This window comes from Clostridium sp. JN-9, from assembly GCF_004103695.1.
Lineage (GTDB): Bacteria > Bacillota > Clostridia > Clostridiales > Clostridiaceae > JN-9.
The window spans coordinates 976,065-994,649 of sequence record NZ_CP035280.1; the positions used below are offsets into that span (position 1 = coordinate 976,065).

The window sequence follows — 18,585 nt, forward strand, 5'->3', positions numbered from 1 at the left end:
GGTTTAATATGACTGAAAAAGAACTTTTAAGAAATCTACCTAAAGTAGATGAGATTTTAAATAAAAAGGAAATATGTTCATTATTAAAAAAAAATTTAAGACCAGTTATAGTTGAAGCCATAAGGGAATCCATTGACTATTACAGAAAAAAGATCATCTCACATGAGTTAACAGATATAACAATGGAAGATATAGTTCAAAGAGTAATTGATAAAGTTCAATTTGAAAAACAGAGTAATTTAAAAACAGTGATAAATGCCACAGGAGTAATTATCCATACCAATTTAGGCAGATCAAAATTATCAGCCAGGGCTATAGACAATGTTATAAATATCTCTCAGAACTATAGTAATCTGGAATATGATATTAACCTTGGAAAAAGAGGATCAAGGTACAGTCATGTTGAAGAACTTATTAAGAAGATTACTGGAGCAGAAGCAGCATTGGTAGTTAATAACAATGCTGCGGCTGTTATGCTGGTATTGAATACATTATGTAATAATAAAGAAGCCATAGTTTCAAGAGGACAGCTGGTGGAGATTGGCGGCTCCTTCAGAATACCTGATGTAATGTCATTCAGCGGAGCTAAGCTTACAGAGGCAGGCACTACTAATAGGACTCATTTATATGACTATGAGAATAATATAAATGAAAATACCGGAGTTATCCTAAGAGTACACACATCTAACTTTAAAATAATGGGATTTACTGAAGAAGTAACCATTGAAGATATGGTTGCATTAGGTGAAAAATATAATATTCCTGTAATTGAGGATATAGGAAGCGGCACTCTTGTGGACTTTTCTAAATATGGATTTTCACATGAGCCTACAGTACAGGAAAGCATAAATAAAGGTATAGATGTGGTTACCTTTAGCGGCGATAAAATGCTTGGTGGTCCTCAGGCTGGTATTATAATAGGCAAAAAGATATACATTGATGCCATGAAAAAAAATCAGCTCACAAGAGCTCTTAGAATAGATAAAATGACATTAGCTGCACTGGAAGGAACATTATACTATTACTTGGATGAAAATGAGGCCGTTAAAAATATACCAACTTTGAATATGATACTTGGCTCAAAAGAAGAAATAAAGAAAAAGGCTCAAAGGTTAAAGAGAAAACTGCAAAATAAAAACAGTAATTTTTCTTTTAAAATAGAGCCTGATTCATCAATGGTTGGCGGGGGATCAATGCCTACAGAAAGAATAGAAACATTTACACTTAAGGTTAAACACAAATTTCTTTCAGCAGATGAATTAGAAGAAAAATTAAGAATGAACAAGATCCCTATAATAGTGAGAATAAGCAATGATGAAGTGATTTTTGACTTAAGGACTATTGAAGAAAAGGATTTTCAGATAATTGCTGAAGCTATAATGAATTTAGATTAATTTATATAAACAAAGCTTGTATGGAGGTTAACATGAAGCATATTATTATAGGAACTGCAGGTCATATAGACCATGGTAAAACAACTCTGATAAAAGCTTTAACTGGTAAAGAAACTGATACCCTAAGGGAGGAGAAAGAAAGGGGAATATCCATAAATTTAGGATTTACTTTTTTTGATCTTCCTTCTGGGAAAAGGGCAGGCATTATTGATGTTCCGGGACATGAGAAATTCATTAAGAATATGCTGGCTGGTGTAAGCGGCATAGATATGGTTCTTCTTGTAATTGCAGCAGATGAAGGAATTATGCCTCAAACCAGAGAACACTTTGAAATATTGCAGCTTTTAAATATTAAAAAGGGAATTGTAGTATTAACTAAAATAGATATGGTTGATGACGACTGGCTTTCAATGGTAAAGGAAGATGTAAGTGAAGAATTCAAAGGAACATTTCTGGAAAATGCTCCAATAATACCTGTATCATCTAAGACTGGAGCTGGTATTAAGGAGCTGATTTCTGAAATTGATAAGGCAGCTGAACAGGTTGAAGCTAAGGACACAGAGGGACATTTCAGATTACCTGTAGACAGAAGCTTTTCTATAAGCGGATTTGGAACTGTAGTTACGGGAACAGTGATAAGCGGCAAAGTTCAAGAGGGTGATGCTGTAGAAATATATCCTTCTAAGACAGTGGTTAAAGTCAGAGGAATACAAGTGCATGATAAATCTGTAAAATTCGCTGAGGCAGGTCAGAGAACTGCACTGAATTTAGCTAATATTAAAAGCAGCCAGGTTAAAAGAGGTGATGTTATTTCAGTAGAAAAGCTTATGGAACCATCCATGATGCTGGACTGCAGAATTTACTATTTAAAAAGTGCATCAAAGCCTTTAGAAAATAGACAAAGAGTAAGATTATATCATGGAACCAGCGAAATATTATGCAGAATTATACTTTTAGATAAGGAAATCATTAACCCTGGTGAAAGCGGTTTTGTGCAGCTTAGACTGGAAAAACCTTTAACAAGTCAGAGAAATGACAGATTTGTTATAAGAAGCTATTCACCAATGCATACCATTGGCGGTGGAACAATAATAGAACCTGCAGCAAAAAAAGCAAAACAGTTTGACAAAAAATATTTAGCAGATCTCATGGTTAAAGAAAGCGGTAAAATAGAAGATATCTTGGAAAGTACCGTTGATAAGCTTAGCAGTTTATATCCTGAAAGGCTTGATATTTTAAAAGCCCTTGGAAAAAATGTAGAGTCAATAGATGAAAAGCTTAATGAGTTAGTTAATAAAGGTAAAATTATAGCTCTTGGCAATTCAGATAAAACTGTTTATGTGCATAAGAACTTTTTGAATTTAAAGGCTCAGCAGATAAAATCTATTTTAGAGAAGTTTCATAATGAAAATGAGTTATTGCCAGGAATATCAAAAGAAGAGATTAAAACTAAGGTATTTGGGAAAAATCTAAGGCAGAAGGTTTATGATGAACTTTTGGAAATACTAAAAAAAGATGAAATAATTGATATCCATAATAATTATATATGTTTATTTAACTTTAAGATTATTTACAGTAAGGAACAGCAAAATATTAAGGAATATATTTTAAATAGTTATTCTTCTGCAAAATATGCACCTCCTAAATATGAAGAACTGGATAATGGAGAAAGTGATAAAAAAACTTTTAAAAAGGTATTTGATTCTCTTATTCTATCCGGTGAGCTTGTTAAAGTTTCAGAGGAGTGCATACTTGAGAAAAACTGTTATGAGGAAGCAAAGAAATTAATATATGATTATATTAAAAAAAATGGAAGCATAACTGCTGCACAGTGGAGAGATTTATTAAATACTTCAAGAAAGTATGCAGTAGCGCTGTTAGAGAATTTTGACAGCATCAAATTAACAAAGAGAATTGATGACAAAAGAGTGCTCCAAGATTAATGCAAAGATCAAATTATTTGACTTTTTATAATATATACTCATTTTCAACACTTAAATAAAAATTTAGAGAAGGAACCCCAGTAAATAGAGGCTTTCCTTCTCTTTTCTTATTTTAAAAATGTTGTATGAAAACATCAACTTAGAAATTTTTTTATTTTCTTATTCAGTTCTTTAGGAAGATAATATTTTTTATCTAAGCCTAAATTAAATAGGCCATTTAACGCTGTACATACTTGGCTTCCTGTATATGTTGCTGTATAAAAAGCATCCTGTGTATTCATGACATTCATATTACGTAGCGTTTCAAGAATATCATCTGCTGTAAAATGTGTTCCTTGCAGGTCTAGCTTGTTTTCAAGCAAACGATAAATTAGTAAAGACGTATAACAAATCATGAAGTGTGCAATAATCCTGTTGCGATTTCTGTGATAAACTGGTCTTGCATTAAAATTGCTTTTTAGTATCCGAAAACAATCCTCGATTTTATAACGGTTTGAATTTATAGTAAGTATTGATTTAGCATCATCATCCAAATTTGTGGCAACTGCGTAATACCCATCATATTTTTCTTCTCTATCAATGATAGATTGATCAATTTCATAGTGATCAGAGGCTTTTTCACCATTATTACCTTTTGATGTCCTTTTGATGAAACGTGTAACATCATGAGGTCCCTTTTTTATATTATCTATATTTTGATTGTTGAGTAAGTTCTTAGCCCGTTCAATCTGCGCATTTCTGATATGCCTTTGATATTCCATCATTTTTCTTGAAAATGTAATTATGATTTTTTGCTTTAGAAATGCTTTTGATTTTACAATTCTGGACTTACCGTTTTTATATGTTCTCTTTTCATATAGGCCAACATCCATGGCGCTGTCTGCATCTATGATTTTGTAAACAGTATCGTTATAAATGGGTAAATTCTTTTTATCAAATCTATCGAATCCCTTCATAAAACTGATAGTAATAGGAGAATCATCAGAAATCCGACGATAATCAAAATCATTAAAAACAGCTTCCTTTAGTTTGTCTGAAAGTTTTTTTACAGACTGGGTTACAATAAAGGCTCTTCCACCCATGGAGTTAAATTTTCTTATATTAAATGAGCCAAGTCCTGCATCAGCACAGTAAATGAATTGTTTATTTTTAAACATTTTTGTGATTTTCTGTTCCAGTGGAACTGCACATTTCTGCTCATTGTCAGAACCAGAGTTAATGCACATTGATATAGGGATTCCATCTCCGTCCATAAATAGGCCCATCTGCACAATTGGATTGGGACGGTGTTCTTTTGAAAGGCCGTATCTGCGAAGACCTTTGAGAATCTCGCCAGTGGCTTCATCTACGTATTCATCGTCCTCATCTTCTGATTCAAAATAATAATTTGTACAGTCGAAATAACATATGGAAGTGTTTCTTTTTATGATGTTATTACTATTAATGAATAAATGTTCCAAATATTCGTCGTAGTTATCCTCTAACAAATCCATGAAGCGTAAAATATGCTGGTATTCAAAGTATGGTTTTTCGTAATAGGAATCAAGTTTGTCAAATGTCCCTAGTTTTGATGTTGGTTCTAAAATCCTTGCAAAGGTAAGGAAACGGTTGATTGTATTACAATCAAAGGTAATCTTTGAATTACTGTTGATATCATGAAAAAAATCTGAAAGTTTGAGGTCGTGATATATATGTTGCAGAATAAAATAACCGACATTAAGTAGCGCGGATTTGGATGCGATATTTTTTGTAGGTGAAAGCTTTTCGCTAAAGTCAACCTTTAAGTTTATGTCGATTTTCCCTTCCTTATATTCTTTATTGAATTCCTCAACCTGCTTTTTTGCATATTCAAGAGGATCAGTGGTAATTGCTAGCAGCTCAGAATATTTTCCAATTCGTTTTACATTTTTTGTAGTGGTCTTCTTACCATTTCTGATTCCCATCTGAATGAAGTAAGTAGGATCTTTAGATTTTTTATCGTAATTCAATTTCATATAATATCACACCTCACTTCTATTATAACATATAATACAACACCATACAACATATAAAACGCAAAATTTGACAAGAAAAAAATCAGGAAAGCCTTGTATTTAAAGCATTTTCTGACCATATAAGTTCATTATGTATTGGAGTAAGTGTTGAAAACCCGAGTACTGATGTTTATAATTATAGCGTTTAATCTGATGCAGTTATATTTTTTTAGATGTATCAGAGGTTTTAGAAAGAAACGGATGCTTCAAATAGATATTATTGAAGATATAAAAGATGAAAGATTTACTATAGATGACAACTGGAATAATCCAATATTTAAAAAGACTTAATATAAAAATAAAATTGGAAATCGATTATTAAAATTTCTTAGGGTAAGGGTAATTATAACTATTTTTTCGACATATCGGTCTGTTGATTTACCAGCCATGTAAGAAAGTACAATAAAATACAATTCCAGTAAAAGTAAATCTTTTACTGGAATTTAGATGCGAAATCTCTGCTTTTTTAATTAAATTATTGAATTATTCATGAAATAAGGTATAATAAAAACATGTGGTAAGGTTTTTATTACAAATTACTTTTTAAATTTTATTAATTGTAGTAGTTTTATACTTATCTTAGAAAAGGTTTTCTTAAAGCTTATATTATGAGTAGGCCATAATATAATTAGTATGAGTAAAAGGTCATAATACAATAATTTTAAAGGGTGATAATATGAGATCCACTATAGTTGATGTGGCAAAAGAGGCCAAGGTTTCAATATCTACTGTATCAAGAGTATTAAATAATAATTATCCAGTAAAACTGGAAACAAGAATAAAAGTTGAAGAGGCAATTAAAAAGTTAAATTTTAAGCCAAACAGCATGGCCAGAAGTTTAATTACAAGAAAAACTTCCAATATAGGAGTTGTAGTGCCTGGACTAACAAATTTATTCTTTCCTACAGTGGTTGAATCAATTGAAAAATATCTAAAGAGAAATGGATATATAATATCTCTTTGCAATACATCTGCTGACCCTTTAAAAGAAGCTGAGATTATAGATGAGCTTGTATCAAGGCAGGCCGATGGCATAATAGTTATAGATCCTACTATGGATAATTTTCATAATCACTATTTTGAAAAAATTTCAAAATCCATACCTTTATTAGTTGTTAATGGAGGTACTAAGGGATACAAATGTAATTCCATATCCTATAACGAGGAAACAGGAACTATGGAAGCGTTTGATTATCTTTTGAAATTGGGACATAGTAAAATCGCCCTGGTAAGAGGATATAAAAGTTATTCCTATGATATTAAGGAAGAAATGTACAAGAATATGATAAAGGAGAATAAACTATCATATAGTAAAGTCATTAATATTGGAAATGGTAACAGCATAAATGCAGTTTTAGATACACAAAAGGCAGTGGAAAAGCTGTTTTCAGGCAATAACATTCCTACAGCATTTTTTGCCTGCAATGACATGATGGCAGTAGGTATCCTGAATGCCTGCAGCAATGCTGGAATAAGTGTTCCAGGTGATATTTCCGTAATAGGATTTGATAATACTCTGCTGGCTGAAATAAGCAATCCAAAATTAACTTCTGTGGATTTGAATATGAAGCAGATTGGACATAAGGCAGCACTGGAGCTGTTAGATATTATATCATATGGATTTGATGTAAACAGAAAAGTAGTGCTTGACACAAGACTGGTTATTCGTCAGAGCTGTGGTGAAGCCAAATAATGCATATTATACTTATAGAAAAGGATTTCTATAAAAACATGAGGTGATAATTTGAGAGAAATAAATATAACAATGGAAATTGAAAGATTGCTGCAATTTGCACTAAAAAATAAAATTATTGAAGAAATGGACATTATACCTTCAAGGAATGCCCTGCTTGATTTGTTAAAAGTTAATGAGCCTAATTTGGAGAAGGCAGCTTATGAAGATATTAAAGGACCCCAGGAAATTTTAAATAATATTACTGACTATGCCTTTAGCCATGGGCTTTTATCAAGCAATACAACAACTGCCAGAGATTTATTTGATACAAGGGTTATGGGTGTACTTATGCCAAGGCAGTCCGAGGTAGCTAAGAATTTTTATGATATATATAACAAAAAAGGACCAAAGCAGGCAACAGATGAATACTATAAGCTGTCAAAATCATCTAAATATATAAGAATGGACAGAATATCAAAAAATCTATATTGGCAGGCACAAACTGATTATGGCAATTTGGAAATCACAATTAACCTGTCTAAGCCTGAAAAGGATCCTAAAGACATAGAAGCCAGCAGACTTATGCCCCAAAGCGGCTATCCAAAATGTCTATTATGCCTTGAAAATGTTGGGTATTCGGGAAATATAAATCGCCCTGCAAGACAGAATCACAGGGTCATACCAGTGACCTTGAGCCATGAGCAGTGGTTTTTACAGTATTCACCTTATGTTTATTATAATGAACACTGTATAGTATTTTATGAAAAACATGTGCCTATGAAAATTTCAAACAAAACCTTCGAAAGACTGCTGGACTTTGTAAAACAGTTTCCACACTATTTTATTGGCTCCAATGCTGATCTGCCTATTGTAGGAGGATCAATATTAAGCCATGAGCATTTTCAGGGAGGAAGACATAGCTTTCCAATGGAAAATGCAGAAGTTCAGTATTATTTTCCAACTGGAGATAATGAAATTAAAGCTGGAATTTTAAAATGGCCTATGTCTGTTATAAGACTTATTTCAAAGAATGCTGATAAAATTGTGGAATATTCTTCAAAGATACTTAATACATGGAGGTGCTATAGTGATGAGAAACTGGATATTCTGGCTTTTACAGATGAAAATGGAAAATTAATACCTCATAACACAGTAACACCTATAGCCAGAAAAAATAAATCAGGTGAATTTGAAATGGATATTGTGCTGAGAAATAACAGGTCAACACAGCAGTATCCTGATGGGATATTTCATCCTCACAAAGAGCTTCATCACATAAAAAAGGAGAATATAGGATTAATAGAGGTAATGGGACTTGCAATACTTCCTGCAAGGCTAAATACAGAGCTTAAGGATATTGAAAGCATACTTCAGGGAAATCTGGAATTGCTTAATGAAATTAAAAACTGCAGCACACACTGTTTATATAAGCATCTGCACTGGACAGAAGAGCTTATAGCAAAATATGGTGCAAATCTAAGCAGCAGTGACAGCAGTGAAGTAATTAAAATGGAAGTAGGAAGCAGATTTCTTCAGGTTCTTATGGATGCCGGAGTTTATAAGAGGAATGAAGAAGGATTTAAAGGATTCATAAAATTTTTAAATAAAGTTAATTTTTAATAATTAATATGGGGGGAGCACTATGGAAATCAAGGAGTTAAGAGAAGAGTTTATAAAACTTTATGGAATGGGAGAAATAAGGACATTTCATTCTCCTGGAAGAGTTAATCTTATTGGAGAGCATATAGATTACAATGGAGGATATGTTCTTCCCTGTGCGCTGGACTTCGGAACATATGGATGTGTGAGAGAAAGAAAGGACAGGAAGATAAATTTTGCATCTACAAACTTTCCATTAAAGGTGCAGATAGATGTTGACAATATAAAGTTCAGCAAAGAAGATGACTGGGCAAATTATCCTAAGGGCGTTATAGTGGAAATGATGAAAAAGGGCTATAGTATTTCAGGTATGGATATACTGGTAAGCGGAAATATTCCTAATGGTGCAGGTCTTTCATCCTCTGCATCACTGGAAGTGCTCATGGCAGTGATTATTGATAATTTATTTAATGGAGGAAAATTAGACAGAGTTGAACTTGTACAGCTTTGCCAGAAGGCAGAAAACAATTTTGTAGGGGTAAACTGCGGAATAATGGATCAGTTTGCCATAGGAATGGGTAAGAAAAATAAGGCCATACTTCTGGACTGCAATACATTAAAATACAGTTATTGTAATGTGGATCTTAAGGATAATTGTATAGTTGTTTTAAATACTAATAAGAGAAGATCTTTAAATGAATCAAAATACAATGAAAGAAGAGCAGAATGTGAAGAGGCCCTTAAAATACTACAGACATGGAAAAAAATAAATGCATTGTGTGAATTAACTGTGGATGAATTTAACAATATGGAGCATTTAATTGAAAAAGAAAATGTAAGAAAAAGAGCAAAACACGCAGTATATGAAAATGAAAGAACAAAGGATGCATATAGATATCTAAATGAAGGTGACATTGAGAAATTCGGGCAGCTTCTAACTAAGTCCCATGATTCACTTAGAGATTTATATGAAGTATCAGGAAAAGAACTTGATACAATTGTCAGTGAGTCTTTAAAGGTTAAAGGATGCCTGGGAGCAAGAATGACAGGAGCAGGCTTTGGAGGATGTGCTCTGGCAATTGTTAAAAATACAGAAGTAGATAATTTTATGAATATAGTACGAGAAAATTATAAAAATATAATAGGATATGAGCCAAGCTTTTATCTCAGCGGAATTGGTGAAGGTACTGGAGAAATATAAAACTGAAGGTGATTAAAATGATTTCAAAAGTAAAATTCAAACAAAGAGATGCTGTAAAAATTGAAAACAGCTCTCTAAAAGTTGTAATTATTCCTGAATTAGGAGGGAAAATAGCTTCAATATTCAGAAAGGATAAGAACTTTGAACTTCTGTTTCAGAATAAGGAGGAGTTTTACAAAACTCCCGAAATATATGCACCATTCGATGAATATGATGCTGCAGGTTTTGATGATGCCTTTCTAACCATAGATAAAAGCAGTGTAATGGCTGCAGGCAAAAATATAGAATATCCTGATCATGGTGAAATATGGAGTGCAAAATTTGACTATAAAATAAATGATGAAACAGTAATGCTTAAATATAACAGCAAGATTTTAGATTACAGCTATAAAAAAAATATACATTTACAGGGTGACAGAGTAATAGTTGAATATTCTATAGAAAACAGGGGTAAAGCTGAATTTCCATGCATCTTTGCAATGCACTGCTTAATTAACTGTGAAAAAGATATGAAGCTTTTATTCCCTAAAGGAACTGATAAAGTGATAAATGTGCATAAAAGCAGATATTTAGGTGAAGTTTCAAAGGTGCATAATTTTCCATTAACAAGTGACATCAATGGGAAACACATATATTTAGACACAATACTTGATTCCTCGGCAGCTAATGAAGAAAAGTATTATGTTCTAGGGGAAATCAAGCATGGAAAATGCGGTGCATATTATCCAGCTAAAGATGTAACTTATAATGTATATTTTGATAATCACAAGCTTCCATATTTGGGCTTCTGGGTAACTGAGGGTGGATTCAGAGGAGATTACAACTGTGCCATGGAGCCCACTAACGGATTTTATGACAGCATAGACACTGCCTCCAGGGAAAATAAAATTCAAATATTAAAGTCAGGGGAAACACTTAAGTTCAAAATAGAAATTGAGCTGAAATAAAATATTAACCATTTTTATTAATTTTCATAATATAAAATGTAATAGTATATTATGGAGGATAATATATGGTAAAACAAGGCAGCATTAAGGAAGTATTTCCTGGAAGTAATACTTACAAAGGATTTCACTCATTTTATGACTATATAATCCCTAATGATGAAGCAAATAGAATATTTTGTATAAAGGGCGGCCCAGGTGTTGGCAAGAGCAGCTTTATGAAGGCAATAGCAAGGGAATTTCTAAGCATGGGCTGTGATATAGAACTGCATCACTGTTCTTCAGATAACAACTCTTTGGATGGTATAGTGATCAGACAGGCTAAGGTGGCAATTTTGGATGGAACAGCACCCCATGTGGTGGACCCTAAAAATCCTGGTGCTGTTGATGAGATACTGAATTTTGGAGAGTTCTGGAATGAAAAAGGCTTTAAGCTGGAAAGGCAGAATATACTTTCCTTAAGCAAAGAAATAAAGGAAATGTTTAATAGTTCCTATCACTATCTTATGGGGGCAAAGGAGCTGCAGGATGATATAGAAACAGCTGCATGGGAAGTTTCTGACAAAGCTGAGTTTGACAAATTGGTGTTAGATTTAAAAGATGAATTAACCGATCATGCAGCAGTCAAGTTCAGACATGGTAAAGAGAGGCATTTGTTTCACAGTGCCATAACACCAAATGGAATAGTGGATTATATAGAAACAATAATAACTGATGCATTTAAATGCTGCTTATTACAAGGAATTAATACAAAAGGTGCAAGTGAAATGCTGAATATTCTGGCCAAAGAATATATGCTGAAGGGCTATGACGTGGAGATTTATCACCAGCCTCTCAATCCAGAAAGAATTCAGACAGTAGTAATTGAGGAGCTTGGCATAGCACTTACAACAGACAGCAGCATGAAAGGAAAATGCTATAAAACTATTAATTTAGATAAAGCCATAATAGCTGATAAACTGCAGCCTAAGAAAAGTTTCATAAACAGGGATGAGGAAATGAAAGAAATGCTGCTTAATGAGGCTTTTAAAAGAATCAATACAGCTAAGATGAAGCATGATGACATGGAAAAGAGCTATATACCTCAAATGAATTTTGCAGCAGTTGATGAGCTGAGAAATAATATTATAGAAAGAATAAAAAGTTATCTTTAAAATAATGCAAGGACTGCATAAAATCTGCAGTTCTTTTTTAATACAAAAAAATGTGACTACAAATGAAGGAAATTATGTATAATTATATAAACAAAGATAAATAATGTACTAGGAGTGATTTTTATTAAGGAAACTTTAAGATTTGTTATGACTTTTTATTAAGGTATTCTCTTTATAATTGTATTTGTAACAAGATTACCTGAGGGAGGTATAAACAAAATGAAAGTATTAATTACTACAGATACATATTTACCCATGATTAATGGTGTTGTTACGTCAATATCAAATTTGTATAAGCAGTTAAAAGAATTAGGTCATGATGTGAGAATAATAACTCTTTCACAGAAGGGATACGATTATGTAGACGGGGATGTATATTATTTGAAATCATTCAGACTTCATATATATCCTGATGCAAGGGTGAGAAGGCCCTTTAACAGTAAATTAATAAATGAAATTATTGAATGGTCACCTGATATTATTCACTCTCAAACGGAATTTACAACTATGATTGATGCAAAGAGCATAGCAAGTAAGCTTAAGATTCCTCAAATACATACTTATCACACTATGTATGAGGATTATCTTCAGTATTTTCTAAAAGGCAAGATTATAAATAGACCAAGAGCTGCTAAATTGATAAAGCTTCTGCTGAACAGTATGGACAGAGTTATTGCACCAACAGGAAAGGTAGGAGATGTACTGAAGGAATATGGAGTAGAAACTCAGGTTAGCATTGTACCTACAGGTATTGATTTAAGTAAATTCCAGAAACCATTTAGTGAACAGGAAAGAAATGATTTAAGAGAGAAATATGGATTTAATAAAGAAAATAAAGTTATAATGTATTTAGGGAGAATTGCAAAGGAAAAGAATATTGAAGAAATTATAGATTTGTTTAAAACATCCTGCTGTGAAGATGACAACTACAGGTTTCTCATAGTGGGAGGAGGCCCATACCTTAATATACTTAAAGACAAGGTAAATAAGCTTAATATTGAAAATAAAGTGGCTTTTGCAGGTATGGTTTCACCTGATAAGGTTTATAAATACTATAAAACATCAGACATTTTTGTTACAGCTTCAACCAGCGAGTCCCAGGGATTAACCTATATTGAATCATTAGCCTGCGGATGTCCTGTGCTATGTAAGTATGATAAATGCATTGATGGAATTATAATAGATAATAAAACTGGATTTACTTATGATAATGCTGAAGAATTTAATAATAAATTAAAATTAATTAATAAAGAATTACTGCATGAAATGAAGTATAACTGCCTTGAAAAATCAAATGAATATTCAAAGGAGACTTTTGGAAGAGAAGTAGAAAAAATATATACAGAACTAATATGCAGTAAAAAGTATGTTGAGATGGCAGTTTAAAACTATAAAATCGCGGGGGATAATAAAGGTGGGGATGTTATGGATAAGGAAACCATTCTTGTGGTTGACGATGAAAAAGAAATCAGGGATTTAATAGAAATTTACTTAACAAATGAAGGCTATGCTGTTTTTAAGGCCGATAATGGTGCGGAGGCATTAAATTTATTAAATACAAAAAAAGTTGATTTAGTTATTTTAGATGTTATGATGCCTGTAATGGATGGCATGGAAACCTGCATTAAAATAAGAGAAAAGAGGAATTTACCTATAATAATGCTATCTGCAAAAAGTGAAGATATGGATAAAATAATGGGACTTACCACAGGTGCAGATGACTATGTGGCAAAGCCATTTAATCCTCTGGAGCTTATTGCAAGGGTAAAATCACAGCTTAGAAGATATAAAAAGCTAAATAATAATAATTTTAATGAAAGCGAGATAATTGAAATTGATGATCTGGTAATTAATGAAAATACACATAAAGTTACAGTGGATGATAAGGAAGTTAAACTTACCCCAAGGGAATTTGATATTCTGCTTCTTCTTTGCAAAAACAAAGGTGTGGTTTTTAATATTGAAAAAATATATGAAGCAGTGTGGAAGGAAGATTATTTTGAAGCAGACAACACAGTTATGGTTCATATAAGAAAAATAAGAGAGAAGATTGAAAAAGACCCTAGAAAGCCTAAATATATAAAAACCATATGGGGAGTTGGATACAAAGTTGAAAATTAAATTAAAGCTTCAAAAGTTTATTAAAAAGATTTTTTCCCCATCAGTTAAGGTATATGAATTGTCAAAAAAGAATGTTGATCACAGCATAAGGCTGCAGCTTGTACTTGTATTTGGATTATGTTTAATCATTTCAGTATTTTTTATGAAAATAGTGGGTAACTTTATGAACAACAGCCCTAGAAATGCAAGAATTGATTACAGCGCAGGGATTAAGCATATATCTGATACTGCCTATGAAATCTCCAGCTTTTTTAAAGAACAAAAGGTAAGTAAAAATGACAGCAGTAAAATCAATACTGTGGTTAAGATACAAGACCAGGACAGCAGTATTAAGGTGCTTATTTGTGATTTAGAAGGCAATGTACTTTACCACAGCAGTAATGCGGCAGAAAAAAAGATTGATGTATACAGCATTTTAAAAAATGTCATGGACAGGGATGATAAAGTTCATTATAAGAATGGTAAAGGTGTAATTGTTTATGAGAACAAGGAGTATAACAGCCTGTATCCCATAAGCTTTACAGACGGTTACGGTTATGTAGTTGTAAAGGGAATTCCATATGGAACAGTAGTATATGATAAATATGATAATTCACTGCTGGCAGTGCTTTTTGCCTTTGCTGCTTTTATTATAAGCTTTTATTTTATAACCAGCAGAAAAATGCAGTATATAGAAAGTGTTTCCTCAGGACTATATGAAATATCAAAGGGAAACCTGGATTATAGAATAAAAAAGGTTGGAAATGATGAAATTGCTTCTCTGGCAGACAATATTAATGACATGGCTGAAAAGCTTAAGAATAAAATTGATAAGGAAAGACAGATTGAAGAAACTAAAAATGATCTTATTACTAATGTATCCCATGATTTAAGGACCCCTCTCACATCAATAAAAGGATATTTAGGTCTTATAAAAGATAAAAAATATAAAGATGACACACAGCTGGAGGAGTTTGTAAATATTGCCTACAATAAATCCGAAAAACTGCAGTCATTGATAAATGATCTCTTTGAATACACAAAGGTTCAAAGTAAAGGCGTTACTTTGAATAAAAAAGTAATAGACATTAATGAACTATTGCAGCAGTTAACTGATGAACTGGTGCCTATTTGTGAAGAAAATAAAATAATCATAGAGAAAAACCTTCAGAAAGAAAAAATAAATGTAAATATAGATGCTGATAAAATGGTAAGGGTATTTGAAAATTTACTTATAAATGCTATTAGATACAGCATAAAGCCAGGAGTAGTAAAGCTTTCTCTTTCCAGTGAAAAAGATTATGTTTTTATTAAGGTGGAAAATAAATGTAATGATGTATCTAAAGAAGATGTGGAGAGAATATTTGAAAGATTCTACAGAGCAGAAAAATCCAGATCAAGAGAAACAGGAGGCAGCGGACTTGGACTTGCTATTGCTAAAAGCATAGTGGAACTCCATGGAGGCACTATAAATGCGGTTTATAATAAACCAGATATAATTTTTACAGTAAAACTAAATAAAAAGTAACCTTTGTTACAGAATTTATTTAAAAGAATGATAATATATAAGTATGGTGGAACTTAAAAAATATTAAATGCAATGCTATAGCATATTTAACATTTCTTAAGGGAACACTTAAAATAAATAAAATTATAGGAGGAATTTCTTATGAAGGCTTTTGTTGATAAAGATACCTGTATTGGATGTGGATTATGTCCTACCATAGAATCTGATGTGTTCAGCATGGATGATGATGGTAAGGCTGTAGCTATTCCCGAAGAACTAAAAGATGACTTAATAAGTGGAGCAAAAGAAGCCGAAGAAAACTGCCCGGTTAATGCTATACATGTAGAATAAAATTATGCAGACAGCAGATAAGTAAAGATTATTTACATATCTGCTGTCTTGTTATTATCTTCCTCATGGTCATCACAATTTTTTTCTAAAACACTTAAAGCAAAGGCAATGGCAAACACTCTTGGACTAATTTTAAATTCCACACAGATATTAGGACAGGAATCATCATCAGAAGATGTTTCAATGCCGATGTACGTGTTAACTCCACTAAATGACTGTTCTAAATCATCATTTTTATTATTCATATTTAACCATAAAATATTGATTCTCATATATTATATGCTTTATATACAATTTTGACATAGAAATAAACCCCCATATATTTAATATGGAGGCTCATATTGCTTAAGTATGTTAATTAAGTTTTTTATTTTTAATATGTCGTTAGGAGGTATTAAATGGGGGAGTCCATTAAGCGTCAACCAAACAATATATTAACATAATAAGCAAAATATTTTGGAATAATTACTATTTATTAAGGGGGTAATAAATAATAACTTCTTTCTATGTTTAAATAATATACCCATTCTTATTACTTGTCAATAGTTATTATTAAATAATATGAAATATTTATATTTATATTATTTATATTATGAAATTATAAAATACAAGGATTTAATGAATTTTCGTAGAATTATATATATAATATAAATAAAAACGTGGATAAGGGAAATAACTTAAAACTTCAGTAATGTTTCCCTAAAAGGTGGGCTATATGAAAAATAAAAAAGCAGCTAAAACAATTAAAGACAGCTTCAATTCAGGTACTAATTATCAATGCTATGAGATGCTTGGAAGCCATATTAGAAAAATAAACGGAGTTCAGGGAGTAAAATTTTCACTATGGGCACCAAATGCAGTGAGAGTAAATATTAAGGGAGACTTCAACGGCTGGAATGGAGAAAATTATGCCATGAAGTTAAATAAGAAAACTGGAATATGGCAGTTATTTATACCTGAAGCAAAAGAGGAACAGGGATATTTGTATGAAGTTTATTCAGAGGAAAACAGCATTCCAGTGGAAAAAGCAGACCCATTTGCATTTTTCTCTAAAGTAAGACCTGATAAGGCATCTTCCATATATAGGGTGGCAGGATATAACTGGAAGGATAAAAACTGGATGGAGGAAAGAAAAAATAAAAATCCATACAGCTCTCCCATGAACATATATGAAGTTCACCTTGGCTCATGGAAAACTCATGAGGATGGAACCTTTTATTCTTATAAAGAACTGGCTCAGGAACTTCCTGAATATGCTTCAAAAATGGGATATACACATATTGAATTTTTACCTATTATGGAGCACCCTCTTGATGATTCATGGGGATATCAGATTACTGGTTACTATGCTGTAACCAGCAGGTATGGAACTCCAAAGGACTTTATGTACCTTGTAGATAAGTGCCATGAAATAGGACTGGGTGTAATTTTAGACTGGGTGCCCGGGCATTTCTGCAAGGATGATCACGGCCTTTATAATTTTGATGGAACCCACTTATTTGAACATAAGGATCCATTAAGAGGAGAAAACTATGACTGGGGTACAGCAAATTTCAACTTTGAAAAGCCTCAGGTTAAAAGTTTCCTGATTTCCAATGCACTGTTCTGGTTTAAATATTATCATATTGATGGAATCAGAGTAGATGCAGTGGCAAATATGCTTTATTTGGATTACGGTATGAAATGGAATAGCAATGTAAAAAATAAATTTGGAGGAAATGAGAATTTAGATGCAGTAGATTTTATTAAAAAACTTAATGAAGCCATATTTAAAAATGTGGATAATCCTTTGGTAATTGCTGAAGAGTCCTCTACATGGCCCATGATAACTGCCCCTACATACTTAGGAGGGTTAGGGTTTAATTACAAGTGGAATATGGGATGGATGAATGACATGCTGACATATATGGAGATGGATCCTATATATAGAAAGTGGCATCACAATAATGTTACATTTTCCATAGTATATTCCTTCACAGAGAATTTTGTACTTCCTCTTTCACATGATGAAGTGGTGCACGGGAAAAAGTCGCTGCTGGATAAAATGCCTGGTGACTACTGGCAGAAGTTTGCCAACTTAAGGCTATTCTATGGCTATATGATTGGACATCCAGGTAAAAAACTGCTTTTCATGGGAGGAGAATTTGGACAGTTTATAGAATGGAACTTTAAAAAACAGCTGGACTGGGTCCTTCTCTTGTATCCTCAGCATAAAATGCTGCAGCAGTACGTTATAGATTTAAACAAATTCTATAAAAATCAGGCCAGCTTGTGGCAGCTTGACCATACCTATGAGGGATTCAGCTGGATAGATAATCAGAACTACGAGCAGAGCATAGTGACCTTTATGAGAAAAAGCAAAAATAAAAGGGACTATCTGATATTTATCTGTAATTTCACTCCAGTGGTGCATTATGATTATAAATTAGGTGTTCCTGAAAAAATATGCTATAGGGAAGTATTTAACAGTGACAGCGAAAAATACGGAGGGTCAGGACAGGTTAACAAAGAAATCCTAACAAGCTTTAATGAAAAGTGGAACAATGAGCCTTACTACGTTATGACTAAGGTGCCGCCTCTTGCCGTAGCAATAATTAAACCATATTATAAGCTGGTACGTAATACAAAGTATAAAGTTCAAAGAGTCAATAACAAATAAGGATGTATAATTTTGTGAACCTTCA

Annotated in this window: 15 protein-coding genes; 13 read left to right on the forward strand and 2 right to left on the reverse strand. The window is 32.5% G+C overall.

The features are described from left to right. Positions 1 to 8: 8 nt before the first annotated feature. On the forward strand, positions 9 to 1,394 hold the full coding sequence (gene selA / locus EQM05_RS04695; protein ID WP_128748970.1) for an L-seryl-tRNA(Sec) selenium transferase: 1,386 nt from the start codon (positions 9 to 11) through the stop codon (positions 1,392 to 1,394). A 32-nt stretch (positions 1,395 to 1,426) separates the two neighbouring features. Continuing rightward, positions 1,427 to 3,337 (forward strand): selenocysteine-specific translation elongation factor, encoded by a 1,911-nt coding sequence (selB, locus tag EQM05_RS04700; protein ID WP_128748971.1) that lies wholly within the window; start codon positions 1,427 to 1,429, stop codon positions 3,335 to 3,337. A gap of 134 nt (positions 3,338 to 3,471) precedes the next feature. Here selB and EQM05_RS04705 read toward each other — a convergent pair whose 3' ends face one another. After that, positions 3,472 to 5,331 carry an IS1634 family transposase gene (locus EQM05_RS04705; protein WP_128748972.1) on the reverse strand — a complete coding sequence of 620 codons (1,860 nt, stop codon included), beginning with the start codon at positions 5,329 to 5,331 and terminating at the stop codon, positions 3,472 to 3,474. A gap of 165 nt (positions 5,332 to 5,496) precedes the next feature. On the opposite strand from EQM05_RS04705, the gene EQM05_RS04710 reads away from it, so the two are divergent. The 10 genes from EQM05_RS04710 (at position 5,497) to EQM05_RS04755 (ending at position 15,901) form a co-directional block, all read left to right on the forward strand. Next, positions 5,497 to 5,661, forward strand: a complete 165-nt coding sequence (locus EQM05_RS04710; RefSeq protein ID WP_205694166.1) for a hypothetical protein — start codon at positions 5,497 to 5,499, stop codon at positions 5,659 to 5,661. A gap of 385 nt (positions 5,662 to 6,046) precedes the next feature. Then, the gene (locus EQM05_RS04715) at positions 6,047 to 7,063 is read left to right on the forward strand and encodes a LacI family DNA-binding transcriptional regulator (protein ID WP_128748973.1); all 1,017 of its coding nucleotides are present in this window, start codon (positions 6,047 to 6,049) and stop codon (positions 7,061 to 7,063) included. Between the two features lie 72 nt (positions 7,064 to 7,135). Further along, a complete protein-coding gene (gene galT / locus EQM05_RS04720; RefSeq protein ID WP_128751031.1) occupies positions 7,136 to 8,665 on the forward strand; it encodes a UDP-glucose--hexose-1-phosphate uridylyltransferase in 1,530 nt (509 codons plus the stop codon). A 22-nt stretch (positions 8,666 to 8,687) separates the two neighbouring features. Then, complete coding sequence (locus EQM05_RS04725) at positions 8,688 to 9,845, forward strand: galactokinase (protein ID WP_128748974.1); 1,158 nt, start codon at positions 8,688 to 8,690, stop codon at positions 9,843 to 9,845. A 17-nt stretch (positions 9,846 to 9,862) separates the two neighbouring features. Beyond that, on the forward strand, positions 9,863 to 10,792 hold the full coding sequence (locus tag EQM05_RS04730; protein WP_128748975.1) for a DUF5107 domain-containing protein: 930 nt from the start codon (positions 9,863 to 9,865) through the stop codon (positions 10,790 to 10,792). Positions 10,793 to 10,857: 65 nt separating this feature from the next. Next, positions 10,858 to 11,943, forward strand: a complete 1,086-nt coding sequence (locus EQM05_RS04735; RefSeq protein ID WP_128748976.1) for a hypothetical protein — start codon at positions 10,858 to 10,860, stop codon at positions 11,941 to 11,943. Positions 11,944 to 12,162: 219 nt separating this feature from the next. Then, the gene (locus EQM05_RS04740; RefSeq protein WP_128748977.1) at positions 12,163 to 13,329 is read left to right on the forward strand and encodes a glycosyltransferase family 4 protein; all 1,167 of its coding nucleotides are present in this window, start codon (positions 12,163 to 12,165) and stop codon (positions 13,327 to 13,329) included. A 39-nt stretch (positions 13,330 to 13,368) separates the two neighbouring features. Continuing rightward, positions 13,369 to 14,064: a response regulator transcription factor gene (locus tag EQM05_RS04745; protein WP_128748978.1), complete on the forward strand. Its 696-nt coding sequence runs from the start codon at positions 13,369 to 13,371 to the stop codon at positions 14,062 to 14,064. Next, a complete protein-coding gene (locus tag EQM05_RS04750) occupies positions 14,054 to 15,571 on the forward strand; it encodes a HAMP domain-containing sensor histidine kinase (protein ID WP_243108116.1) in 1,518 nt (505 codons plus the stop codon). The genes EQM05_RS04745 and EQM05_RS04750 overlap by 11 nt, the downstream gene beginning before the upstream one ends. Before the next feature lie 141 nt (positions 15,572 to 15,712). Beyond that, on the forward strand, positions 15,713 to 15,901 hold the full coding sequence (locus EQM05_RS04755; protein WP_128748979.1) for a ferredoxin: 189 nt from the start codon (positions 15,713 to 15,715) through the stop codon (positions 15,899 to 15,901). Positions 15,902 to 15,933: 32 nt separating this feature from the next. On the opposite strand, the gene EQM05_RS04760 is transcribed toward EQM05_RS04755, so the two are convergent. Further along, positions 15,934 to 16,173, reverse strand: a complete 240-nt coding sequence (locus EQM05_RS04760; RefSeq protein ID WP_128748980.1) for a hypothetical protein — start codon at positions 16,171 to 16,173, stop codon at positions 15,934 to 15,936. 443 nt (positions 16,174 to 16,616) lie between these two features. Here EQM05_RS04760 and glgB point away from each other — a divergent pair, with 443 nt between their 5' ends. Further along, a complete protein-coding gene (glgB, locus tag EQM05_RS04765; RefSeq protein WP_128748981.1) occupies positions 16,617 to 18,560 on the forward strand; it encodes a 1,4-alpha-glucan branching protein GlgB in 1,944 nt (647 codons plus the stop codon). Positions 18,561 to 18,585 lie beyond the last annotated feature (25 nt).